Here is a 24,803-nt window from a genome sequence, read left to right as displayed (position 1 = left end):
GGGGCGCGTCTCTACAGCCGTTCAATCGGTGAGCAGGCGTAGTTCCAGCAGGTGAGCTTCCAGCAGCTGGCGCAGCAGCAGACGCTTGTACTGCGCAGTGCCGCGCACGTCGCTGATGGGGCTGATTTCCTGCTGGGCCGCTTCCTGGGCGCGGCGCAGGGTTTGCTGGGTCAGGGGCTGGCCTACCAGGGCGGCGGCGGCTTTGGGCAGCAACATCGGTACGGGCCCCACGCCCCCGGCCGAGAGGCGGGCGGCCTGCACCACCCCATCTTCCAGACGCAGCCAGGCGGCGGTGTTCACGCTGGCAATATCGAGGTGGGTGCGCTTGGATACCTTCTCGAAGTTGAAATAATCGGAATCGGCGGCGGGGGCCGGGAAGCGGATTTCGGTCACCTGCTCGTCGGCGGTTTTGGCCAGTTGCTTGTAGCCGAGGTAGAGGTCGGCCAGGGGCAGGGTGCGGCGCTGGCCGGCGGCGTCTGCCAGCTCGATTTCGGCCCCCAGGGCCAGGAATAGGATGGTCAGGTCGCCGATGGGGGAGGCGTTGATGAAGTTGCCGGCCACGGTGCCCATCTGGCGGATGGGCGTGCTGCTGACCAGCTTCAGAAACCGCGGCAGCGCCGGCAGCACCGCCAGCATCACGTCCGATTCCAGCAGCTGCTGGGCCGTGGTGGCCGCCCCCAGCCGGATAACGTCGCCCTCGCGCCGAATGCCGCGCAGGTGGGTTTGGTCGAACACCAGCTCGACGGGCGTGGCCCGCACGCGCTCGGGCTGTTGAACCAGCAAATCGGTGCCGCCGCCCAGGATGCGGGCGCGGGCGGCGGCCGGGGCATCGAGCGGGTTAAGGGCGGGCATGGCGGGCGGGGTGGGGGCTTCGGAGCCGCCGGTAGCGGCGGCCGCGGCCGCGTCGCGCAGGGCTTGCAGGCGGGCGGGCATGGCGGCGAAGTAGGCGGGCACGAACTGCTGATCGGCCAGCCAGCGGACGGCCTCGGTGGCGGGGCGGGCGCTGAGCTGCCCGTGCAGGTGGGCGGCGGCGCGCTCCAGGCTCTTGTAGCCGGTGCAGCGGCAGATGTTACCATCGATGGAGGCCCGCACCGAATCGGGGGTGCTGGGGCGGGCGCTCAGGGCGTGGCCCGTGAGGCTCATCACGAAGCCCACCGTGCAGAACCCGCACTGGGAGCCGTTTTCCTGCACAATGGCCTGCTGCACCGGCGTGAGCGTGCCCCGGGCCGCGTTGATGCCCTCCACCGTGACGACGTGCTTGCCGTGGGCGTTGCCCAGCGGAGTCAGGCAGGAGGTCATCGACTGGTACTGCACTACAGCGTCCCCGGCGGCCGGCAGCTCGCCCACCAGCACGGTGCAGGCCCCGCAGTCGCCCTCCCGGCAGCCGATTTTGGTGCCTTTCAGGTGCTGGTGGTAGCGCACGAAATCGAGCAGGGTGCTGCCAGCGGGCTGGTCGGTGCGGATGAGCTGGTCGTTGAGGTAAAACTGGAGCATGAGCGGGGCGTTTGGGCCGGAAACGAACAGGGAAGTTACGGGATTTTCCGGGCCGGGCGTAACAATCCGGTAACCTGCGGGCGGTGGTTGTGGCGGTTCCGCCTGTACAGACAACCGCCGCCCGTAGCCCGTCGGGCGCGGGTGGGCCCGCCAAAAAAAAAGCTTCTGCCCTCGTCCCCGCCCTGGTGTCCGCCAGTGGAGTGGCCGTCCAGGAGTTAAGGAGCCGCAGCGGCAAAGCCGGGAGCCAGATTCGGCCCGCCCGGCCGCCCGCCCGGCCGCGGCCATCGAACGAAACCCACCCCCGGCCGGTTAAGGGCGCACGATGAGGCTTGGTAAAACCCGGTCAGCAAAGCCGTATCTTGGCGCGGAAGAGCCGCCGGCCGGCGAAATCGACGATAACACCGGTGGAGGCGCGGTTTACGCGGCACCCCCCCCAATGCTACTCTCCCCCCTATGAGCAAACCCTTGAAATTTACCAACGTCCAGCGGTCCACGTTTTTCGCCACGGTGCGGGAGCGGGCCGACGCCTATTTCAAGGAGCGCAACCTCTCGCGCCACGCCAACGGGGCCATGTGGGCCAAAACCATTTTCTTCCTGACGGCTTTCGTGGTCACCTACGGCCTGATTATGTCGAACCAGTTCAGCGTGCCCGTGATGGCCGGGCTGGCGGCGGTGCTGGGGGCCATTTGTGCCTTTATAGGCTTCAACGTGTGCCACGACGCCATGCACGGCTCGTTTTCGGCCAACAAGCACGTCAACAAGGGCCTCGGCCTGGTGTTTAACCTGATCGGGGCCAGCCCTTACGTCTGGAACATCACCCACAACGTGGTGCACCACACCTACACCAACATTGCCGGCCACGACGAGGATATTGAAGTGGCCCCTGGCCTGATCCGGCTCGATGAGCAGGAGCCGGTGCGCTGGATTCAGCAGTTTCAGCACTGGTACGCGTTTCCGGTGTACGGGCTGGCTTCCCTCTCCTGGGTGCTGCGCAAGGACTACGTGAAGTTTTTCCAGCCCAAAATCGGGCAGCAGGTGGCCAACCACCCGCGGCGGGAGTATTTCAACCTGTTCTTCTACAAGGCTATCTACTACGTGCTGTTCATTGTGCTGCCGCTGGTGGTGCTCGATATCACGTGGTGGCAGTTCATTATCGGGTTTGTGGGCATGCACTTCGTGGAAGGGCTGGTGCTGGGCCTCGTGTTTCAGCTGGCCCACGTGGTGGAGGGCACGGCTTTTCCGCTGCCCAACGAGCAGGGCGACATGCAGGAAGCCTGGGCCGTGCACCAGATGCGCACCACGGCCAACTTCTCGCCCAACAGCCGCCTGGCCAGCTTCCTGTGCGGGGGCCTCAACCGGCAGATTGAGCACCACCTGTTTCCCAAGGTCTGCCACATTCACTACCCCGCCCTGGCCAACATCCTGCGCGAAACGGCTCACGAATTCGGGGTGCCCTACCTGGAAAACGAAACCTTCCTCGGGGCGCTCAAATCGCACCAGCGGATGCTGCGCCGGTTGGGCGCCGAGGCCTACGCCGAAGCCCACGCGGCGCGTCCCCGGGTGGCGGCGTAGGGTAGAATTTTCAGATACACCAGAACGGTCATGCTTCGCTCCGCTCAGGATGACCGTTCTGGTTTTGAGGGCAGCTCTTTAGCTGTCGGGCGAAAAGGCTACTTTCGGCCCGGTTTTGGCCTTTCGGCCGGCCGTCTGATTTCTTTCCTTTTTTTCTGCCTGAGCTGCATGACTATCTTTTTCTCACTTCGCAAGGGGCTGGCGCTGACAGGTGGCGCGGCGCTGCTGTTTTCGGCTTCCTGCACCGCCCCGCGGGCTATTGTGAGCACGGGCAAAGTAACGCCCCGGGGCGAGTTCCGGGTGGGCGGCAACCTGGCCTTCAACCTGCCCACCGAAACCATCGGCAAGGCCGGGGCCACCCTCAAATCGGCCGCCGAGAACCTGGCCGGCAAGGATACGGTGGGCTACAACCAGACGGTGGAAAACCTGCAGGTGGCCGCCATTGCCTACGCCCTGGACCCGGTGCGGCCGTCGTCGGACCTGTACGTGCGCTACGGGGTGGTGGAGCGCTTTGACGTGGGCTACAAGTACGCCTTCGGCTCCCACGTCTTCGATGCCATGTACCAGTTCCTGGGGCCCACCGGCACGCCCGAAAACCCGGGCAGCCGCCAGGCCGGGGCCACGTACGGCAGCATCGGGCTGCAGTACGCCACCCAGCGCTCCAAACTGCCCGACATTCCCTTCATCAGCGACATCAACACCCTGCTCGACTTCCGGGCCAGCCGCCACGACCTGCTGGTGCCACTGGTGTTCAGCCAGTCGTTGGGGGCGGAGGAGGAAATCGGGGCTATTTCCTACGGGCTGGTGTACGCCCACACGTTTCTGCGCTACGGCATTACGCCGGGCGAGCTTTACAACGGGCCCGGCAGCCGGGTGCCGGCGCTGCCCACCACGCGCCGCAACTTCAGCTCCTTCGGGGCCTTTTTCAACGCCAAGCTGGGCTACCGCTACGCCTACGTGATTCCGGCCCTCTCGGTGTACTACCAGAACTACGGCGAGTTTGCGCTGCTCAACAACCGCACCGCCAAACTCAGCGGCCTGACCTTTATCCCGAGCCTGGGCCTGCAATTCCGCATCCCCGGCACGCGGCGGTGAGGGGGTGATGGGGTGAGGAGGTAATGGGGTAATGGGGTGAGGAGGTGATGGGGTGAGGAGGTGAGGAGGTGAGGAGGTAAAAGGGAACGTCATCCTGAGCGGAGCGAAGGAGCTTATCACGCGTGAACGACCATCGTACCAACGACTCGTTGCAACGCGACAGGATTCTTCGCTCCGCTCAGGATGACGTTCCTTTTCACTTCATCACCTCCTCACCTCCTCACCCCATTCGCCAATTTTTCCTGCACCTCTGCCAGGCGGGCCTGCTTTTCGGCTTCGCGGCGGGCGGTGGCGGTGGGCGTCCAGTAGCGGTGGGTGCTCAGAAAGCGTACTTGTAGCTTCAGCCAGGCAGTTTCGTCGGGCATCAGGTGGCGCAGGGTCAGCTCCTCAAACAGGCGCTGGCTGACGGGCCAGAAGTCGGCGGGGCGGCCGAGGTAGTCCAGGTCGGCGTCGCAGAGGATGCGGGCCAGGGCAGAGTCGCCGGGATTCTGGGGCATTTGGGTGGCCATGATGAGCTGGCAGATGAGCCCGATCTGGTCCGGGGCGTAGCCGAAGTCGGGCAGTACCCGCCGGGCCAGGGCGCAGCTGGCCGCCTCGTGGCCCTGGTAGGTGGTCAGGAAACCCGCATCGTGGTAGAGCGCGGCCGTGCGCAGCAGCTGCCGGGTTTCCGGATCGGTAATGCCCTCGGCCGCCGCCAGCGAGAGGGCCTGCTCCGTCACGTCGAGGGTGTGGTCCAGGCCGTGGTAGAACAGGGTGGGCGAGAGGTGCCGCCGGAGCTGGTCGAGCACGTAGGTTTCGGCGCGAAGGCAATCCATTGCGTTGGCTGAGGGCTGTTGGCGGGCAGCTGCTGACTGCCCGGGTCCGGGGGGAATTGGGGAGCGGAAAGGTAAGTGGTTGGTTTGAGTAGTGGGCGCCCCCGGGTTTTCGCTGGGGCGGGCCTTGGGGTTTGCCTGCTGCAATCTGTAACTTGCCGCCCACCAGCAGCAGCGAATAGCGAGCAGCTCCTAGCGTAACAACATGACCTTACTCGCCCGTTGGCAGCAATTACTGGGGATCCGGCCGGAGGAAGGCCGCACGGTGGGACTGTTCTTTCTGCACAATTTCCTGCTCGGCATCGGCACCATTCTGGTGTACGTGGCGGCCAACGTGATTCTGCTCGAAAACCACCCCGAAACCAGCCTGCCCCTGGCCTACGGGGCGGCGGCCCTGGCCATGATGGCCGCCGGCCAGGCGTACGCCCACTTCGAGCACCGCCTGGGGTTGCAGACCGTGGCCGTGCGGGTGCTGGGGGCCGTGGTGGTGCTCATGCTCGTGATTGGCGTACTGGTGGCCCTGGGCCAGTCGGTAGGGGCGGCGGTGGCCATCATGACGGGTTACCGGGTGATTTACCTGCTCACCAACCTGGAGTTCTGGGGCGTGTCGGCGGTGGTGTTCGATGTGCGCCAGGGCCGCCGTCTGTTCAGCGTCATCAGCTCCGGCGACATGCCCGCCAAGGCCCTGGGCGCGGTGCTGGCCGTGCTGGTGCATCACCACGCGGAGCTGCTGTGGCTGCTGCTGCTGGCCTTTGGGGCTTACGTGGGGGCGCTGCTGGTGCTGCGCGCCACCGGCCGCGAGCACGCGGTGGAAGTGCGCTCGGCCGCCCGGGCCGCGCGTCAGCAGGCCGTGGCGGCCCCGCTGCAACGGTGGCTGGGCAGCAGCCGGCTGGTGCTCACCATGTGCCTGAGCCTGCTGGTAGTGGCGGCCGTGACCACCGGCATCGAGTACGCCTTCTTCATCAACGTGAAGGAGCGGTTCCACGACCAGGCCCTGGTGATGCGCTACGTGGGCACCGTGCTCACGCTCACCTACCTGCTGGCCATGCTCATGAAGCTGGTGGTGACGGGCAAGGCCCTCGACCGGCTGGGCGTGCGGCCGGTGCTGCTGGCCCTGCCCCTGGTGTTGCTGTCCGGCCTCGGGTTTTTCGGGCTGGGCGGGGCCACGGGACCGGGCGGGCTCATGCTCTACGTCTGCGGGCTGTTTCTGGTGCAGGAAGTGCTGCGCCGCGCCTTCTTCGACCCCGTGTTTCTGGTTCTGTTTCAGCCCCTGCCCGCCGAGGAGCGCCTGCAGGCCCATACCCTGGTCAAGGGCCTATATGAGCCCCTGGGCATGGGCCTGGCCGGGCTGCTGCTCTGGCTGACGCCGGCGGCCAGTCTGGGATTCACGGTGAGCTGGATGGCGGGGCTGCTGGTGGTGGCCGGCGGACTGCTCTACCGCACCTACCAGCACTACCTCAGCGAGCTGCACCACGCCGTGAGCCCGCGCTTCGGTGGCCCCGAACCGGCCGCTCCGGCGGAAACGCCAGCCGCGGCCGCCGGGGTTAGTACGGGCCGGGCTGCCGCTGCGGTAACCGAGGCCGACGTGCAGGCCCTGGTGGAGGCCCTGGCCGACAAAACCACCCGGGCCGCGGCCACGGAGCAGCTGCGCGACCTGGGCGCGGCGGCCCTGCCCGTGCTCATCGAAACGCTGCGTACCCATGCCAACCCGGCCGTGGTGCGGCGGGTGGCGACCCTCTGCGGCTCCCTGCCCCAGGCCGCCAGCCGGCGCGCCCTGTTGGAGCTGGCCCGGCAGCCCGACCTGACCAAACGGGAAGCCGCCCTGCGCGCCCTGCGCCACCGGGCCCCCGACCCGGCCGAGACCCCGGAGCTGCGGGAGCTGGTGCAGCAGGAGCTGCTGCTGGCCCGGGAGCTGCTGCACGGCCGCGCCCGGAATACGCTGCCCGCCCTGGATGCGGCTCTGAGCTACGAGCTGCAGCGGGTGCAACGCCGGTTGTTCGGGCTGCTGCTGCTGCTGTATCCGCCCCGCCCCATCCTGGATGCCCAGCGCCACGTGGCCCACGCGGCCCGGGAGCGGCAGGCCAACGCCCTCGAAATCCTCGACAACCTCATCGACCGGCCCACTTACCAGGGCCTGCAAACCCTGCTCGAAGTGGGGGCCGCCGCCGCCAAAGCCGCCCGCTTCGACCGGCTGCTGCCCGCCGCCCCGGCGCCCGCGCCCTTGCTGGCCACCATTCTGGAGCGGGGAGAGGCCGGCTTCTCCGACTGGACCGTGAGCCGGGCCCTGGACCAGTGGCCGGCGGCCGATATCCGCATGAGCCGGCTGGAACCCCACCTGGCCTCGGGCAGTCCGCTGGTGCAGGAAAGTGCCCGGTCCGCGCTGGCCCGCTGGGCCGACGCCCGCCCGACTGCCTACCAGGCCGTTCTCGTTCCCCAACCTTCCCTGGCTCATCACCTGCTTATGCACCACGCCGCCGCCGCCCACGTTTCCGCCGCCGACCGGGTGGCCGTTCTCCAGCAAACCGCCCTGTTCGCCGAAACGCCGGCCAACGTGCTCAGCGCCATCGTGCCCATCATGCAGGAGGTGGAATTCGGGGCCGGCGAGTCGATTTTCGCCAAGGGTGATTTGGGTACGTCGCTGTTCATCGTGCACGCGGGCGAAGTGGGCATCTTCACCGGCTCCCGCCAGCTGGCCACCTTCCGGGCGGGCGACTTTTTCGGGGAGCTGGCCCTGCTCGATGCCGAGCCCCGCTCCGCCGCCGCCGTGGCCCAGACGCCCACCCGCGCCTTCCGCCTCGACCAGGAAGACTTCTACGACGTGATGGAAGAGCGCCCCGAAGTGCTCCGCAACATCCTGCGCGTGCTCTGCCAGCGCCTGCGCCGGCAGAACGAAACGGGAGAGGTGAAATAGTGAGATAGTGAAATGGTGAGTTGATGTTCGGGAAACCTGCTGGCGAAATCCGCGAAATCCGCGCAACCAGCACAATCAGGTCTATCGAACATCAACTCACCATTTCACTATCTCACTATTTCACATCCCGCTACGCGACTACCTCGTAGATCATCACGGGTTCGGACTTGTTCTTGAGCACGACTTCGTGCAGGGGGCGGCACTGGAACGACTCCCGGAGGCGCTCGTAGATGGCCTCGGTGATGATGATCTGGCCGGGCTCGGCGGCGGCCTGCAGGCGCTGGCTTACGTTCACGTTGTCGCCGATGACGGTGTAATCGAGGCGTTTGAGGGAGGCCGAGCCGATATTGCCCGACACCATTTCGCCGGTGTTGATGCCGATGCTGACCTGGGGCTGGTAGGGGCGGCCGTCGGGCAGCACGTCGTGGTTGGCCTGCACGGCGGCGCGGGCGGCCAGGGCCGCGTCCACGGCCCGGTCGAGGTGGTAGTCGTCGCGGAACACGGCCATGATGGCGTCGCCCATAAACTTATCGATGTAGCCGCCCTGGGCAATGATTTCCTTCACCATCTGGTCGAAGTAGCGGTTGAGCATGGTCACGATATCGGTGGGCGGCAGCACCTCCGAGAGCGACGTGAAGCCGCAGATATCGATGAAGACCACCGTGGCGTCTACCGTTTCGCTGGCCATGAGCGTGTTCTTGAACTCGGGCCGGCCCACAAAGTTGAGCACCGTTTCATCCACGTACATGCGCAGGATGTTGTTTTCCTGGATGGCGCGCAGCGTCTGGCGGAGCTGCTGCACGTGGCGGGCCGTTTTGTCCATGGTCAGCTCCAGGTCCTGGAAATCCACGGGCTTGGTCACGAAATCGAAGGCCCCGCGGTTCATGGCCGTGCGGATGTTGTGCATGTCGCCGTAGGCCGATACCATCACGGTTTTGAGCACCGGGTTGGCTTCCTGCAGGCGGCTGAGCAGCTCCAGCCCGTCCATCACGGGCATGTTGATGTCGGAGAGGATGATGTCGAGGTCGGGCCGCTCCCGGACGGTTTCCAGGGCCTGCCGGCCGTCGTGGGCGAAGACGAACTCGTACACGTTCTCGCGGATTTTGCGGCGGAATTTCTGCTTGATGAGCAGTTCCAGGTCGGCCTCATCGTCTACTACCAGAATCTTAGTTGTCATGGTCGGTGAGGTGGAGCAACTTCTCCTTCAGGGCGGAGAAGTCAACGGGTTTGGTTAGAAAATCATTGGCGCCGAGCTCCAGGGCCTGCTGGCGGCTGGTCTCGTCGCCGTAAGCGGTAATCATCATCACCTGGGGCGGGGCGGGGGGCGGGGGCGCATCGTACTCCTGCCGGATCTGGCGCAGCAGCTCCAGCCCGCTCATGCCGGGCATATTGATATCGGACAGAATCAGGACCACTTCCGAGGCGTGGGCGTGCAGGTACTCCAGGGCTTCCTCGCCCGAGTAGGCGAAGGAAAACGAGAACACCCCGCTCCGGATTTCGCGCCGGAACCGCTGCTCGAACAGGGCCCGCACGTCGGCCTCATCGTCCACTACCAGTATTTTCATGCGCTAAAGGTATTCAGTTGTCGGTTGTTGGTTGTTAGTTGTTGGTTGTTAGTTGTCGGTTGTTGATTGAAAGAAGGTCATGCCGAGCGGAGTCGAGCCGAGCAGTGACCATCAGCTTCTGACCTCAGCCCGGGAGCTGCTCCGGCAAGCGCCGCACGACGTTCTGGCGGCGGCGCACTCAGGCCGGCAGCACAATGATAAACTCGGTGCCTTTGCCTTCCTCGGTTTCGAGGGTCAGGGTGCCGTTGTGGCCCTTGGTGATGATGTCGTAGCTGAGTGAGAGGCCCAGGCCGGTGCCTTCGCCGGTGGGTTTGGTAGTGAAAAAGGGCTGGAAGATTTTCTGGCGCACGGCTTCGGGAATGCCCGTGCCGTTGTCGCGCACGCGCACTTCCACGCCGCCGCCGGGCAGGGCCCGGGTGCGCACGCTCACGGTGGGCACGTAGCCCTCGGGCTGCTGCTGGCGGCGTTTCTGCACGGCGTAAAAGGCGTTGGTAAACAGGTTGAGCAGCACCCGGCCCAGGTCCTGGCCCACGGCCTCGATGGGGGGCAGCTCGGGGTCGAAATCGGTGGTGAGGGTGGCGTTGAAGGATTTGTCCTTGGCCCGCAGGCCGTGGTAGGCCAGGCGCAGGTACTCGTCGGCGAGCAGGTTAAGCTGGGTGGGCTGCCGCTCGCCGGTACTGGCCCGGGAGTGCTCCAGCATGCCGCGCACGATGCTGGCCGCCCGCTGCCCGTGGTGGGTGATTTTGGTCAGGTTCTGACGCAAATCGCGCAGCAGCTCGGCCTCCAGCCCCGGGTCGCGGTCGGGGCGCTGCTGCTCCTCCTCCAGCTCCGTGAGCAGCTCGGTGCTCACGTCGGAGAAGTTGGTCACGAAGTTGAGCGGGTTCTGGATTTCGTGGGCGATGCCGGCCGTGAGCTCGCCCAGGCTGGCCATTTTTTCGGACTGAATCAGCTGGTCCTGGGTTACTTTGAGCTCCTTGAGGGCTTCGCGCAGCTCCTCGGTCTGGAGCGTCAGAGAGGCGGTGCGTTCCGTCACCAGGTGTTCGAGCTCCTGATTGTAGGCCTCAATCTTGCGCTTGGCTTCCTCTTCGGTTTCGCGCTCGAGGCGCTCCTTGTCCAGGTGTTTTTTCTGGTTGCGGGCGATGAGCACGAAGGTAAACAGCCAGATAAAGGCAAAGCCCTTGGAGTTTTCGAACGCATCATCGTACTCTTTCAGGAGCCGCAGGCTGATGAAGGTGGAAACCAGCTCGATGAAGGAGTAGAGCAGGTAGGGCGCCAGGGCCAGCAGCAGGGTGCGGGCCGGGCGGTACTGCTGCACCCGCACCAGTACCAGGGCGATGGTGCTCATCAGAAAGAGCAGGTAGAGCTCGTCGAGCTGATCGGTTTTCCAGCCGATGATCTGCGAAAACACGAACAGCACCACCCCCGGCACCCAGACGTAGCCCAGCAGCCGGCTCAGGTGAGGGGCCCGCGCGGGCAAATCGAGGAAGTTGCGCAGCGCCCGCACCACAAACAGGGCCATCAGGATGCTGATAAATACTGAGCCGTTCAGGTTCATAGCGCGGAAGAGGGGAGGCCGGAGAGACGGGGCGCGGGCGTAACGAAACCCAAGTATATCTATTTCCCGGAATCTTTCGGCGTGTCAGCACTAAAGAGGCGGGGCAGCGGAATGGACAAATATACCACGGGGTTGCGGGTGCTGCGGGCGGATTTCTGCTTGTCGCGCGTTACCAGAATGCCGGTCATTTCGCCCACGCGGCCCACCAGGGTAGGGAGCGTAATCTGCACGTTGAGCATCTTCTGGGGCGGCGGCGCAGGCGCGGGCGACGACGCAGGCGTCTTCGTCTGGGCCGCCGCCGGGAGCCCGCCCAGCAGCAGCCCCGCGGCCAGGAGTAACAGGAATCGGCAGAGAGGCATAGCGATAAGCGGAAGAAAGGTAGCCGGGGGTAAAGATGCGAGGATAAATGGGTTTCCCCGCGCCCGGAGCCTACCTGCGGCAGCCGGCGCCCCCGTTGGGTCAGATGCTTTTTGCCCCGGAAGCGTTGCCTTCGGGGCCGGAGCCGTTACCTTAGGCCGACCATGACCTACTCCGCTCTTTTCCGGGCCGCCGTGCTGACGGCGGCGGCCGGCGGCCTGCTGCCGGCCTGCGCCCCGCGCCCGGGGGTGTCGGCTGCCGCCGCCCCGCCCGCCGCCAACCAGTTTACCCTCGACAGCACCCTGCGCCGCATTGCCACCCTCCAGGATGAGCGCCGCACGGCCGCCCTGCTGCCCTACCTGGGCCAGCCCGCGGCCCGCTACCGGGGAGCTGCCGCCCAAGCCCTGGCCTCGGTTCAGGACCAGGCCGCCACACCCCGCCTGCTGCTGCTGCTGCAGGAGGAGCCCGAGGCCCGCATCCGGCAGCTGGCCGCCTACGCCCTGGGCCAGACGGCCGACTCCACCGCCGAAACCGGCCTGCGCCAGCACCTGCTGGCCGAGCCCGATGCCACTGCCCGCCGCTACGTGCTCGAGGCCCTGGGCCGCTGCACGTCCCGCGCCGGCCTGGCGGCCCTCACCCGGCTGCCGCCCGCCCTGGCCGCCGATACGGCCGCTCTCAGCGGCCAGGCCTGGGGCCTGTACCGCGCCGGCCTGCGGGGCCTGACTTCCGAGGCCGCCGTGGCCCGGCTGGTGCAGCTGCTGGCCGCCCCTAACCCGGCCAGTGCCCGGCTGGCGGCGGCCAACGCCCTGGCCCGCACCCGGGGCCTGAACCTAGGGCCCTACGCCGCCGCCCTCACCGCCGCCGCCCGCCAGGATGCCCACTACGCCGTGCGCAGCGGGGCTACCCAGGCCCTGGGCAAGGCCGCCACCGAGCCCACCGTGCCCGCCACCCTGGCCGCCCTGGCCCGCCGCGACCCCGACTACCGGGTGCGCATCAGCGCCCTGCGGGCCATGACGGCCGCCATGTACGCCCCGGTGAAGGAAGCCGCCTGGGCCGCTCTCACCGACGATAATGATCAGGTGGCCCTCACGGCCGCCGAGTTCTTTCTGGCCCACGCCGCCGATGAGCCGGGGCCGGTGCTGCTGGAAAAAGCCAACCGCCTGGCCCAGTGGCGGGTGCGGGCTACTCTGCTGGCTGCCGCCCTGCGCCAGACCGGTCCTGGCCGGGAGGCCATCCGGGGGGCGGTGCAGGAGCGCTACGCAGCCTCCACCAACGCGTATGAGAAAGGGTACCTGCTGAAAGCGCTGGGCGAAGATCCGGCCGCCTTCGATTTCGTGCAGCAGGCCACCTTTGCCCCCGGCCAGCCCGTGGTGGTGGGCACCTACGGCCTGGAAGCCCTGGTGGCCCTGCGCAACCGCCCCGATTTTCCGGCCGCCCGCCAGCCCGATTTCGCGCTGGCCCTGCGCCGGGCCGTGCTCAGCGGCGACGTGGCCCAGATGGGAATTGCCGCCGAAGCCATCCGCGACCCCAAGCTGGAGCTGCGCCGTCTGCTGCCCAAGGCCGATTTCCTGGAAACCGCCCGCCAGCAGCTCACCCTGCCCCGCGACCTGGAAGCCTGGCAGTCGGTGCAGCAGACCATCGATTACCTGCAGCAGCGCCCGCCCACGCCGGTGCCGGTAGCGCCCGCCGCCACCCACCCCATTCCCTGGGACGTGGTGACGAGCATTCCGGCTGGGCAGCGCGCCGTGGTGCACACCAGCAAGGGCGACGTGGTGTTTCACCTGCTGGTGAATGAGGCGCCCGGCTCGGTGGCCAGCTTCGTGCAGCTCATCCGCCAGGGCTTCTACGACGGCAAGAACTTCCACCGCGTGGTGCCCAACTTCGTGGCCCAGGGCGGCTGCCCCCGCGGCGACGGCTGGGGCAGCTCCGACTACAACCTGCGCTCCGAATTTGCCGACCTGCACTACGGCGAGGGCGCCGTGGGCCTGGCTTCCGCCGGCAAGGACACCGAGAGCTGCCAGTGGTTTATCACCCATGCCCCCACGCCCCACCTCGACGGCCGCTACACCATCTTCGCCCAGGTAGTGCAGGGCCTGGACGTGGTCAGTCGCCTCGAAATCGGGGACCGGATCGAGAAAGTGGAGCTGCTAAAGTAGGGGTGGGGCGGCGGGCTGCCCAGAGTGGAATGTAGAGCCACCATATTTTGTGTCTCATCGTTGAACAGTCCCTCTCATCGTTACTGCCCCCCCATCCTGCAAAGGCACTGTTCAACGACGAGGCACAAAGTATGGTGTCTCTACCTCCCGGGTACCCCACTCGCCAAAAAAAAGCTGCCCCGATGCACAGCACCGGGGCAGCTTTTCGTGCTTCAGCTAACAGCTAACAGCTAACAGCTAACAGCTAACAGCTAACAGCGTTATCTACTGGTCGTCGCGGCCGTGGGCCTGGGCGGGGGGCGTGGTGGCTTCTACGGCCGAAAACGCTTCCAGAATCTTGTAGGTGTGCGAGGCGCCCTTGGGTACTACCCAGGAGTTGCCCTGCTCCAGCACAACCATCTGGCCTTCCAGGTGCAGCTCGGCGCGGCCTTTGAGTACGTAGCCTACCGTTTCGTAGGCGCTGGTTGAGGGCTCCTTGGGCTCGCCGGGCTGCTCGTTTTCCCAGAGGCGCATGGAAACGTGCACGCCGGAAGCCAGGTATTTTTCGCCCTCGGGGCCTTTGGGCGAGTGTTGGGAATCTACTTTGGTGATGGTGGTATCAGCCATGATCAGGAATCAGAAGAAGGATGAGAAATAAACGAATCTTCCCCCGCTAACGCAGCCACCCGGCCCGGGGTTACCGGGGGCGGGGCCGCCAAACTTTCGGCCCCGCTCCCGGTTAGAACCCGTCCGGGGCGGCGTATCTTCCGCCGCCCTGCCGGGCCCCGCGCCTTTTTCTGCTTATGTCCGCCTACGATTCCGATTTCCTGCACCTGCTGGCCCAGGCCCACCGCGACACGGCCGCGCCCCTGCCCGCGGCCGGCTTTTGCCAACTCGCCGACCAATTACTGGACCTGCTTTTCCCCGAGCGGGCCGCCCGCCCCCTGCGCGATGCCGACGCCATTGCCGCCACCCTGCGCCTGCTCCAGGACGACCTCACGGACCTGTTGCGGGCCGTTGCCGCGCCTGAGCAGGCCGTTGCGCTGGCCCGCTCCTCCATGCAGGCGCTGCCGGCTTTGCGCGCCACGCTGCTGCTGGATGCGGCCGCCATCGTGGCCGCCGACCCGGCCGCCCAGGGCCTGGCCGAGGTGGTGAGCACCTACCCGGGCTTCTACGCCATTGCCATGCACCGCTTCGCCCACGGCCTGCACCAGCGCGGCGTGCCCCGGGTGCCGCGCCTGCTGAGCGAATACGCCCACCAGCGCACCGGCGTCGATATTCATCCCGGGGCCCGCATCGGCCCCTCGTTCTGCATTGACCACGGCACGGGCCTGGTTATCGGGGAAACCTGCGTAATCGGGGCCGGGGTGAAGATATTTCAGGGCGTGACGCTCGGGGCGCTCAGCGTGGCCAAGCACCTGCAGGGCATCAAGCGCCACCCCACCATTGAGGACCACGTGGTGATTTACGCCGGGGCCACCATCTTGGGCGGCAGCACCACCGTGGGCAGCCACAGCATCATTGGCGGCAACGTCTGGCTCACCGAGAGCGTACCCTCGCACTCCCGGGTCTACCACCAGGCCCAGATTCACGTCACCCGCTCCCAGGATCCCACCGAAAACATCATGTTTTCTATTTGAGGAGGTAGGAGTCAGGAGCCAGAATGTAAAACGGTATGCTGGCTCCTGACTCCTATCTCCTAACTTCCCGATTTCCAAACTTCTCAACTACCCATGAAAGCCAATTCCATTCTCGACACTATCGGCAACACGCCGCTGCTGCGCCTTAACAAGCTTTTCGCCCACCGCCCCGACGTGGAGGTGTGGATGAAGCTGGAGCGGGCCAACCCCGGCGGCAGCATCAAGGACCGCATCGCCCTGAGCATGATTGAGCAGGCCGAAAAAGACGGCACCCTGAGCCCCGACAGCGTTATCATCGAGCCGACTTCGGGCAATACCGGCGTAGGGCTGGCCATGGTGGCCGCCGTGAAAGGGTACCAGATTACGCTGGTGATGCCCGAGAGCATGAGCATTGAGCGCCGCCGCCTGATGGCCGCTTACGGAGCCAACCTGGAGCTCACGCCCCGCGAGAAAGGCATGAAGGGCGCCATCGAGAAAGCCCACGAGCTGACCCAGGCCAACCCCAAGGCCTGGATGCCCATGCAGTTCGATAACCCGGCCAACATTCAGGCCCACGTGACGCACACGGCCGAGGAAATCCTGCGCGACGCCCCCGAGGGCTTCGACTATTACATCACCGGCGTGGGTACCGGCGGCCACCTTACGGGCGTAGCCGAAGTGCTCAAGCCCAAATTCCCCAACCTGCAGGTATTCGCCGTGGAGCCCGAGCTCTCGCCCGTTATCAGCGGCGGCGCCCCCGGCCCGCACCCCATCCAGGGCATCGGGGCCGGCTTCATCCCCGACAACCTGCACACGGCCGTGCTCGACGGCACCATCCAGGTCAGCCAGCAGGAGGCCTCCGACATGGCCCGGCGGGCTGCCCGGGAGGAAGGCATCTTCGTGGGTATCTCCTCCGGGGCGTCCCTGGCCGCCGTAGCCAAGAAGCTCGACGAGGTGCCCCAGGGCGGGCGTATCCTCACCTTCTGCTACGATACCGGGGAGCGGTACCTTTCCGTGGAGGGTTTGTTCGCCTAACTGCTGCGGCACTTCCCGCCAGGCCAGAAAAGCCGTTGTTCCGCACGGGAGCAGCGGCTTTTTTGCACCTGATGACCGGCATCGTTAGCCGGTAACAGGGCCGTAAAACAAAAAAGCCTGACCGGGCGGGTCAGGCTTTTTGTAACGGGAGTGGAGAATATCGGAGTCGAACCGATGACCTCTTGCATGCCATGCAAGCGCTCTAGCCAGCTGAGCTAATCCCCCGTAAGCGTAGTACACGTTCCGCCGGGTAAGCGGAGCGGGAGTGGAGAATATCGGAGTCGAACCGATGACCTCTTGCATGCCATGCAAGCGCTCTAGCCAGCTGAGCTAATCCCCCCGGTGGTACTGAAAAACCATTCGCCGGTTGCGTTTGGTCTGGCAAAAGTACGGCGCCTTTTCGAATCCGCAAGCCCTGCGCAAAAAAAAAGTGGGCTGACGATGCCGCCAGCCCACTTTTAAGCAGCTAAGTGGTTGAAGCTTAGTTGAAGATGTAACGCAGACCTACCTGCATCTGCCAGCGCGAGCCCAATGAACCGTTGTTGCGGAAGAAGGTATCGGCCAGGGGCTGCCCCGGCGTTACCGTATTGTCGGTTGTATTGAGCGAGGGGTTCACCTGGTAGGGGAAGGTAAAAGCGGGCCGACCCTGGCTGTCGTAACCGGCGAAGCGGAGTGGGTTCGTGCGGTTGGTCGAGCGGACAGTGCCCCAGTTCTTGCTGAGCAGGTTGCCCACGTTGAAGATATCGAGACTGAATTGCAGCGTATTCTTCGACTCGCCGATGTTGGTGAATACATCCTGGAGCAGTTTCACGTCGAGCTGGCGAAACCAGGGAGCCACGGCGCCGTTGCGCTCGGCGTAGCTGCCCCGGCGCGCGCTCAGGTACTTGTCCTGGCTGATGAAGTTATCCAGGTCGGCCCACTGCTGGGCGGCGGTGTAGCGGCCCCCGCCCTGTCCGCTGGAAAGCACAATGTCGTTGAGCACAATCTCGCTCTGGTCACGCGGAATGTACATCAGATCATTTGAGGTCTGCCCGTCGCCGTTCATGTCGCCAGAGTACACGTAGGAGAAGCGGTAAGCAGGCGAGGCGTCGTACACAAACGAAATGGCCGTGGCCAGGTGGTTGATGTACTCGCGGCGGTAGGAGGCGGAGAGCAGGACGCGGTGCTGCTGCAGGAAGTTGGAATAGCTCAGCACGTTCTCGTTCGGGTCGCCCGATATCTGCCGGTCGCGCCAGATGGACTGGGCAATGGAGCCGCCGTCGTTAACCGAGCGGGCATCGGAGTAGGTGTACGAAGCCGAAGCGTATAGCCCGTTGCTGAACGACTTCTGGAGCTGGCCGGTGATGGCGTAGGAGTACCCTTTGCGGGTGTTACGCATCTCGATGGCATCCGTGATAACCGGATTACTGGCCGAAACTCCGCCCTGGCCGGTGAAAATCCGGTTATCGGCCCTCAGGGCCACCAGCCCCGTAGTAGGATCTGGGGCGCCGAGGGAGTAGAAAATCGGCCGGGTGTCGGCGCCGGCGGCATTGCCCTGGGCCTGGGGTAGGTTTACGTTGGCGTGGTAAGTGGCATTGATATCCTTGGTGTACAGGCCTTCGAGCGAGGCGATGATGCCGCCGGGCAGGGCCTGATCGACGGCCAGATTGGTGCGCCAGACCTGGGGAAACTTGAAGTCGGGGGCGGTAACGGCCAGGTTGTAGCTGGTGTTGGCCGCGGCGTTTACCGGGCGGTAGGCATTCACGTCGGGCGAGAAGGGGAAGCCCGAGGTAGAGGAGGAGGGGCCGCTGTTGTTGCGGTCGAAGGAACCGAACAGTACCCCGTTGTTGGAGGCCTGGTTGCTGATCCACACGAAGGGCACGCGGCCGGTGAAGATGCCCGTGCCCCCGCGCAGCTGGGTGGTCTTATCGTTCAGCACGTCCCAGTTGAAGCCTACCCGAGGCGAGAACAGCACCGTTTTCTTGGGTACCTGCCCGCTATTGATGCGGACTCCGTCGCGGAAGGTCAGGTTGGCTACGGCCTCGTTCTGCGGTAGATCCGACGTGACGAAGGGCAGGTCGCCGCGCAGGCCCACCGTTACCTTCAGGTTGCTGAAGGGTGTCCATTCATCCTGAGCATACAGACCCAGCTGCACCGACCGGATTTCGGCGAAGGGAAAGCTGCCGTCAGGCTGCGTCGAATACTGGAGTTGATAACGCTGGGGGAAACCGATGGTGCTGGGCTGATTCGGGTCGACGGGCCGCGGAGTCGGTACACCGTCTACCAGCGTGTAGCCATTGTAGCCCGGCTGGCTGGGGTCGTTGGTGGTGCGGGCCGCCGAGTAGAAATCGGCGAGGGAGTTGAACTGGTAGGCCCCGAAGAAGTTGGGGGCGAACCCGTTCTGGAATTTGTAGAACTCGTTGTAGGTGCCCACCGTGACGTTGTGCTTGCCCAGGTAAGCCGTAAAGTTGTCCCCGATCTGGTACACGTCGGTATTGAGGATGTTGTTGGCCGAGAAAGGCTCGTACCCAAAGGACGTGAGCGTGTTCGAGGCATTGATGCGGGAGCCGGGAGCACTCAGGCCGGTGCCGTTGCCGATATCGACCAGGGGGAAGTTGCCGCCGCCGGGGCTTTCGCGGAAGTCGCGGAAGGCCGTGTAGCCCGCCGTCAGGTTGTTGGAGAAGCGGCTGCCAAAAGTGCTGTTCAACTCGGCGATGTACGAGTCGAGGTTGTTGTTGATGGTGTAGAAGGACGAGAAGAAGGGCAGCCCGAACCGGGAGGCCGAGCGGCCGTTGATGGAACCGGAGTTGCTTGGGTTCACATCCCGCAAGGAACGCAGGTAATTGTACTTCACGCTGAAGCGGTGCCCCTGGGCAATGTTCCAGTCGATTTTGGCCGTGGCCTTCTGGCTTTCCTGGCGCAGGTTGTAGCCTTCAAAGACGCCGGGATTGTAGCCGTACTGAGTTTGCAGGAAGTTGCGCAGCACGCTCAGCTCGTCGGCGGAAGCCTGCGACGTGTTGGAGTTGCCGCCGGGAGCCGGCGTCCCGTCGCGGTTGGCGATAAAGGTCGTGCCCGGGTCGCTACGCTTTTCGCGCTCGGCATTGACGAAAAAGAACAGTTTGTCCTTGATTACCGGGCCACCCAGGCGGAAGCCGTAGTTATCGAGGTTGAAGGGCGGAAACTTCTGATCCAGGTCGCCGGCTTTGCGGCCGATGAAGTCCTCATTGCGCAGGAAATAGTAGGCCGAGCCCGAGAACTTGTTGGAGCCCGAGCGCGTCACGGCGTTGATGCCCGCCCCGGTGAAGGAGCCCTGGCGCACGTCATAGGGCGCTATGCTGACCTGAATCTGCTCGATGGCGTCGATGGAGATAGGCTGGGCGTTGGTCTGCCCGCCGACCGTCGACGACAGGCCGAACGAGTTGTTGAAGAGGGCCCCGTCGATGGTGATATTGTTGAAGCCGCCGCTGCGGCCAGCAAAGTTCTGACCATTGGCCTGCGGGGTGAGGCGGGTAAAATCGCCGAAGGACCGGCTTAGCGTGGGTAGGCGCTCAATCTGTTCACGCTGCACGGTGGTGGCCGCCCCGGTCCGGCCCGAGTTAATGATCGGGTCCTGACGTCCCGTCACTACTACCTCGCTCAGGGTCTGCCCAGTTTCACTGAGGTTGATGTCGAGGCGCTGGTTCTGGCCCAGGGTGAGGAAGATGTTTTCCCGCACTGCCTCTTTGTAGCCCACAAACGTGATGCGCACGGTGTAAGGCCCGCCCACGCGCATGCCCTGAATGTTGAAACGCCCCTCCGAGTTAGTGGGCGCCACGTACTGCGTGTTGGTGGGCGTGTGCACCGCAATGACCGTGGCTCCGGGCAGACCTTCACCGGTCTTGTCGGTCACGATGCCACTCATGGCGGAGGTGGTATTGCCCTGGGCCCAGCTTACGTGCGCCGACGCGAGTGCCATAGGAACCAGCGCCATTGAAGCGTAAAGATGACGTTTCATAAAGGGGGGGATTGGTGAAAAAAGGAGCTTTTTTGGAAGGCAGAAAAGCGCCGCAAAAGTAGGATGCCGTATGCCGATCTATGTTATGGCAATATTAATACTATGGTTTTGCACTATTTATATAAAAACTCTAGTTGTCCGGCGACTGTGAATTATCGGTTAGTTTACTGTGTGGATAAATCGCCAGTGCTATTGCTGTTGTCACCGGTTAAGGGTTTTTGATATGTAAGCAGATGATTTATAGGGTTTTTCATGAGATATCGTTGCTCAGGCAAGGGGCAGTGCCACCAGGTATGTCGAACGTCGGCTAGGGCTATGGGCCCGTCGTGGTTCGTCTGCAGGATGGACTGCGAATAAGAGAATTACCATAGGTTTCGTGGCAGCTCCAATGCGTTATAAGGTACTGGGTTGAAGCCACTGCAACGGAATGCCATCTGCAAGCTCTGCGCGTAGGCTCCCAGCCGCAGTACAAGAAGCGGCTGGGAGCCCAACTCGACTGTTAAAGCGGGAATACGCTCTAAGGTAGTGCCAGGAGTGGCGGAGTGAGACGCCGGTAGCCTGTTGCTCCTTGAGTGGTCATGTAGTGTTGGCTGGAAGCGACTAGGCTAAAAAAAAGGGGCTGGCGATATCGCCAGCCCCTTTTTAATGAACCATGAGTTCGTCTAGTTGAAGATGTAACGCAAGCCCAGCTGGCCCTGCCAGCGCGAACCGAAGAACGACTCGCTGTAGCCGCGGTTGCCGTTGGCAGCAAACGTAGCGGGGAAGGAGATGGTCGGCTGTGCACCAGCGGCGGCTGACTCGACACGCAGGAGTTCCACTGCATTGTTGGCTACCGTGTACTGACGGCCCCAGTCCTTGTTGATCAGATTACCCACGTTCTGCACGTCGAAAGTAATCTGGAAGGTGTTTTTCTTGCCGCCAGCCAGGAAGTTAACATCCTGGGCAATGCGAATATCAACTTGGTTGGTCCAGGGCGTACGGCCGGCGAAACGCTCAGCGTACTGTCCGCGGTTGTTACGCAGGTAGGGGTCGTTGTTGATAAAGGCATCCAGTTGGTTCTGGATTTCCTCGATGCTACGCGTATCGGATGCGCCACTCTTCACGAGTTGAATTTCGGCGGGGTTACGAACATCGCGCGGGATGTAGATCAAATCGTTGGCAAAGGCTCCGTCGTTGTTGATGTCGCGGCCACCCTGGCCGTACACGTATGCAATAGGAGCACCTGCTAGGCCTTCGTAGATAACTGAAATGTTGGTTGAGAGCATGTCGCCGGCATACCGGAAGGTATACCCGCCCGTCAGGAGCACGCGGTGACGCTGGTCGTTGCGCGAGAAGCCCAGTTCGGGGTTATTAGGATCAAACTGCACTTGGTTGAACTGCCAGTTTGAGAGGGCCGTGCTGCTGGCGCCACTGTTCACTTCCTTCGACACCCCGTAGGTGTAGGAGGCCGACGTGTTGATGCCGCTGGCAAAGTTCTTCTGGAGCTGGCCCGTTACGTTGTAGCGGTAGCCTTTGCTCGTGTTGTCAAGCAGCAGTACGTTGGTATAAGCGGTGTTTATACGGCGGGCATTGGGATAGTACGGACGCTGGTCAGGACCAGCCAGGCGGTCGGTGGGCGCTGGCAAGTTGATGTTCCGATAAAAAATATCGTTGAGCGTCTTTGAGTAAATCCCCTCCACGGTGGCAATCACATCACCGGGCAGCCGGAAATCAACGGCCAAGTTAGTGCGCCACACCTGGGGCAGTTTGAAGTTTTTGTCCGTTACGTTGATTTCCGTAGTAGCCACGGGCTCGAACGGAGCCGTAGTGAATACAACCGGAATCTGAGCCGGGTCGGTTACCACGGGCACCGGACGGGTAGCAGAGGCGCGGGCGTCTACTGCGCCCTGAATCAGACCGCTGTTGGTAAAACCGTTGGAGATGAATACGAACGGTACCCGGCCGCTGAAGATACCCGTACCGCCGCGGAGCTGAACCTGGGCGTCGTTGTTTACGTCCCAGTTAAAGCCCAGACGCGGAGCAAACAGCAGTTGCCCCTGGGGAACGTTGTTGGTAGCGATGCTGGAGCCAAAGGTAGTAGTCACATCCTCCCGGAAACCAGGCTTGTCGAAGAAGAAAGGCGCATCCACACGCAAACCGGCAGTCAGACGCAGGTTTTCAGCAGGCGAGAATTCATCCTGAATATAGGCGCCAAACTGCATGGCACTGAACTTGGATTCACCGCCGTCAGCCGTAGCGTAGGCCGCCTGCAGACGGTTGGGCTTCTCATCCAGGAAGTCCTGTAGCGTATTGAACTGGTAATAGCCAACCCCGTTGTTGATGAACAGGTTGCGGAAGGAGAATATCTCGTTGTGCGTACCCAGCGTGAAAGTGTGTTTGCCAAAGGCGCGGGTAACGTTATCCGTAAACTCGAAAATGTCCTGATCGAGGGAGTTGAAGCCCGAGCTGCGCTGGGTGCCAAAGGTATAGCGGTTACCGGCTTCGTTGATTTCGAAGGTGGGGAACAACCGGCCGGGCACATCGCGCGTGTCGCGAATACGCTGGTAGCTCAGCAGCAGCTTGTTGGAGGTTTTGCCCAGGCGGCTGTTGAGTTCCAGTACCGAGCTATTTGTTTTGCTGCTGATGCGGTAGGAATTGCTACTATACTGCAACGACGTATTGGAGCGGCCAATAGCATCATCGAAAGCGTCGATGTAGTTGTGGCGGATGGTGAGCTGGTTGTTCGGGTTCAGGTTGAAGTCGAGACGACCAAAAATCCGGGTGCTCTCGGTGCGCAGGTTCTCGCTGCCGTAGTCGCCTACATTGTAGTTATACTTTTCCAGCGCACGGTCGGCAATGGTTTTGGCCACGTCCGGATCAAGCTGTGAAGCACCGGTACCAAGGTCGAAGCCCAGCGGAGAGCTGCGACGGTCGATTTCAGCGTTTACGAAGTAGAATATTTTATCCTTTACCACGGCACCACCTACCCGGGCACCGGTTTGGTAACGGTAGAATTCGGTGGCTTTGACCCGGGGTTCGGTCACGCTCTTGCCCACAAGCCGTTCGTTGCGGCCGAAGGCATACACGGAGGCCGACAGGTCGTTGGTACCTGAGCGGGTTACGGCATTTACGCCGCCACCCGTAAAGTTACCCAGCGTTACGTCGTAGGGCGCTACCACTACCTGGATTTCCTGGATAGCGTCAAGCGAGACAGGGGCAGTACCCGTCTGACCGCCTGGCGTGCCCGAACCGGAGAGGCCGAACACATCGTTGTTTACCGCACCATCAATCGTGATGTTATTGTAGCGGTTGTTGGCACCACCGATCGAGGAGCTACCACCACCGTTGGCCTGAGGCGAAAGACGGGTGAAGTCCGAAATGTTGCGGCTCAGCGTAGGCAGACGCTGGATCTGCTCGCGCGATACCGTGGTAGCGGCCCCGGTCCGGCCAGCGTTGATATTGCGGTCTTGCTCACCGGTAACGGTTACACCGGCCAGTACCTGCTCGGTTTCACTGAGGTTGATGTCGAGGCGCTGGTTCTGGCCCAGGGTGAGGAAGATGTTTTCCCGCACTGCCTCTTTGTAGCCCACAAACGTGATGCGCACGGTGTAAGGCCCGCCCACGCGCATGCCCTGAATGTTGAAACGCCCCTCCGAGTTAGTGGGCGCCACGTACTGCGTGTTGGTGGGCGTGTGCACCGCAATGACCGTGGCTCCGGGCAGACCTTCACCGGTCTTGTCGGTCACGATGCCACTCATGGCCGAAGTAGTTACCTGGGCCCAGCTTACGTGCGCCGACGCGAGTGCCATAGGAACCAGCGCCATTGAAGCGTAAAGATGACGTTTCATAAAGGGGGGGATTGGTGAAAAAAGGAGCTTTTTTGAAAGGCAGAAAAGCGCCGCAAAAGTACTCATCTGGTTTGCGGCCTACGTTACCGTAGTATTAACATTGCCAGGGGAGCTAGGGCGTTTCCCGCCGCAAATGTAAGGCGGAAATTCACAATCTGGGCCGTACGGCTTTAATGAATCGGCTCAGGTAGTAATCTGACTCCAGGGCGTTTTCGATAACGCCTAAGGAGCTGGAAGAGTGAATGAACTGCACACTCTCGGGGGAGGCCTCCGTGACCATGCCCACGTGGGTAATGGTGCTGCTGCCAGGGGAGGCCCCGAAAAATACCAAATCGCCGGGTTGCAGATCCTGGGGGCGAACGGGCGCCCCCCAGGCGGCCTGCTCGTTGCTGGAGCGCGGAATTTCTACCGCAATGGCCGCAAACGACTCGTAGAGCAGTCCCGAGCAGTCCATGCCCAGGCGGCTGGTGCCGCCGAACTTGTAGGGCGTGCCCTGGTAGGAGCGGGCCGTTTCAATCACCGAGGCCACCTTGCCCGACACGCTGGCGGGCACGGGCCGGCCGGCGGGGCGGCGGGCAATGGTCTTGGTTTTACCGGCCGCCGTGGACGTTTTTACCTTCGATTTGGCGGTGGGGCGGCTGGGGCCGCGCCGGCGCGCTTCGGCTTTAATGCGCGCCATATCCCGGGCCGAGTGGTACTTGCCGTTGTGGTAGTTCACCTTGCCGGCCCCGCAGGCCGTGAGCCAGCCGAGCAGCAGCAGTCCTAAAACCTGGGTCAGGGGCCGTGGCCAGTGCCCCGAATGCCGTACCTTCGTAACGTGTTCCCGCATCGGGGCAAAGATACGCGACGCTGT

General features: G+C 63.6%; 16 protein-coding genes and 2 tRNA genes. 6 read left to right on the top strand and 12 right to left on the bottom strand.

The window, feature by feature from the left end:
• Window positions 1-21: 21 nt before the first annotated feature.
• Entirely contained in the window at window positions 22-1,494 is a 1,473-nt protein-coding gene (locus KLP40_RS12510) for an FAD binding domain-containing protein (RefSeq protein ID WP_215594122.1), read from the bottom strand.
• 453 nt (window positions 1,495-1,947) lie between these two features.
• On the opposite strand from KLP40_RS12510, the gene KLP40_RS12505 reads away from it, so the two are divergent.
• Together KLP40_RS12505 and KLP40_RS12500 are read left to right on the top strand one after the other, a co-directional pair.
• Window positions 1,948-3,066, top strand: coding sequence for a fatty acid desaturase family protein (locus tag KLP40_RS12505; RefSeq protein ID WP_215594121.1), 1,119 nt, complete (start codon window positions 1,948-1,950; stop codon window positions 3,064-3,066).
• 168 nt (window positions 3,067-3,234) lie between these two features.
• The gene (locus tag KLP40_RS12500; RefSeq protein ID WP_215594120.1) at window positions 3,235-4,161 is read left to right on the top strand and encodes a hypothetical protein; all 927 of its coding nucleotides are present in this window, start codon (window positions 3,235-3,237) and stop codon (window positions 4,159-4,161) included.
• Between the two features lie 212 nt (window positions 4,162-4,373).
• Here KLP40_RS12500 and KLP40_RS12495 read toward each other — a convergent pair whose 3' ends face one another.
• On the bottom strand, window positions 4,374-4,976 hold the full coding sequence (locus tag KLP40_RS12495) for an HD domain-containing protein (protein WP_215594119.1): 603 nt from the start codon (window positions 4,974-4,976) through the stop codon (window positions 4,374-4,376).
• 202 nt (window positions 4,977-5,178) lie between these two features.
• On the opposite strand from KLP40_RS12495, the gene KLP40_RS12490 reads away from it, so the two are divergent.
• Complete coding sequence (locus KLP40_RS12490; protein WP_215594118.1) at window positions 5,179-7,884, top strand: cyclic nucleotide-binding domain-containing protein; 2,706 nt, start codon at window positions 5,179-5,181, stop codon at window positions 7,882-7,884.
• Window positions 7,885-8,014: 130 nt separating this feature from the next.
• Here the strand turns inward: KLP40_RS12490 and KLP40_RS12485 are convergent, their stop codons facing one another.
• From KLP40_RS12485 to KLP40_RS12470, 4 genes are all read right to left on the bottom strand, one after another.
• On the bottom strand, window positions 8,015-9,061 hold the full coding sequence (locus KLP40_RS12485) for an adenylate/guanylate cyclase domain-containing protein (RefSeq protein ID WP_215594117.1): 1,047 nt from the start codon (window positions 9,059-9,061) through the stop codon (window positions 8,015-8,017).
• Window positions 9,051-9,449, bottom strand: a complete 399-nt coding sequence (locus tag KLP40_RS12480) for a response regulator (protein WP_215594116.1) — start codon at window positions 9,447-9,449, stop codon at window positions 9,051-9,053. The genes KLP40_RS12485 and KLP40_RS12480 overlap by 11 nt, the downstream gene beginning before the upstream one ends.
• Window positions 9,450-9,627: 178 nt before the next feature.
• Window positions 9,628-11,004, bottom strand: coding sequence for a sensor histidine kinase (locus KLP40_RS12475; protein WP_215594115.1), 1,377 nt, complete (start codon window positions 11,002-11,004; stop codon window positions 9,628-9,630).
• 59 nt (window positions 11,005-11,063) lie between these two features.
• Window positions 11,064-11,363 carry a hypothetical protein gene (locus tag KLP40_RS12470; protein ID WP_215594114.1) on the bottom strand — a complete coding sequence of 100 codons (300 nt, stop codon included), beginning with the start codon at window positions 11,361-11,363 and terminating at the stop codon, window positions 11,064-11,066.
• Between the two features lie 162 nt (window positions 11,364-11,525).
• Here KLP40_RS12470 and KLP40_RS12465 point away from each other — a divergent pair, with 162 nt between their 5' ends.
• Window positions 11,526-13,517, top strand: a complete 1,992-nt coding sequence (locus KLP40_RS12465; RefSeq protein ID WP_215594113.1) for a peptidylprolyl isomerase — start codon at window positions 11,526-11,528, stop codon at window positions 13,515-13,517.
• Between the two features lie 264 nt (window positions 13,518-13,781).
• Here the strand turns inward: KLP40_RS12465 and KLP40_RS12460 are convergent, their stop codons facing one another.
• Window positions 13,782-14,123, bottom strand: coding sequence for a cupin domain-containing protein (locus tag KLP40_RS12460; protein WP_215594112.1), 342 nt, complete (start codon window positions 14,121-14,123; stop codon window positions 13,782-13,784).
• Window positions 14,124-14,299: 176 nt separating this feature from the next.
• Here KLP40_RS12460 and KLP40_RS12455 point away from each other — a divergent pair, with 176 nt between their 5' ends.
• Together KLP40_RS12455 and cysK are read left to right on the top strand one after the other, a co-directional pair.
• Window positions 14,300-15,136, top strand: a complete 837-nt coding sequence (locus KLP40_RS12455; protein ID WP_215594111.1) for a serine O-acetyltransferase — start codon at window positions 14,300-14,302, stop codon at window positions 15,134-15,136.
• A gap of 93 nt (window positions 15,137-15,229) precedes the next feature.
• Window positions 15,230-16,150: a cysteine synthase A gene (gene cysK, locus KLP40_RS12450; protein WP_215594110.1), complete on the top strand. Its 921-nt coding sequence runs from the start codon at window positions 15,230-15,232 to the stop codon at window positions 16,148-16,150.
• A 151-nt stretch (window positions 16,151-16,301) separates the two neighbouring features.
• Here the strand turns inward: cysK and KLP40_RS12445 are convergent.
• The 5 genes from KLP40_RS12445 to KLP40_RS12425 form a co-directional block, all read right to left on the bottom strand.
• Window positions 16,302-16,375 (bottom strand) — tRNA-Ala (locus tag KLP40_RS12445).
• A gap of 41 nt (window positions 16,376-16,416) precedes the next feature.
• Window positions 16,417-16,490, bottom strand: a tRNA-Ala gene (locus tag KLP40_RS12440).
• Between the two features lie 141 nt (window positions 16,491-16,631).
• A complete protein-coding gene (locus KLP40_RS12435; protein ID WP_215594109.1) occupies window positions 16,632-20,123 on the bottom strand; it encodes a TonB-dependent receptor in 3,492 nt (1,163 codons plus the stop codon).
• Between the two features lie 662 nt (window positions 20,124-20,785).
• Window positions 20,786-23,950 (bottom strand): TonB-dependent receptor, encoded by a 3,165-nt coding sequence (locus KLP40_RS12430; protein ID WP_246558805.1) that lies wholly within the window; start codon window positions 23,948-23,950, stop codon window positions 20,786-20,788.
• 148 nt (window positions 23,951-24,098) lie between these two features.
• The gene (locus KLP40_RS12425; protein ID WP_215594108.1) at window positions 24,099-24,779 is read right to left on the bottom strand and encodes a C40 family peptidase; all 681 of its coding nucleotides are present in this window, start codon (window positions 24,777-24,779) and stop codon (window positions 24,099-24,101) included.
• Between the last annotated feature and the right edge of the window lie 24 nt (window positions 24,780-24,803).

The sequence above is a fragment of the Hymenobacter piscis genome (assembly GCF_018760735.1).
GTDB lineage: Bacteria > Bacteroidota > Bacteroidia > Cytophagales > Hymenobacteraceae > Hymenobacter > Hymenobacter piscis.
Note: the sequence above shows the minus strand (reverse complement) of the source record. Positions and strands in the feature narration are given on the sequence as shown.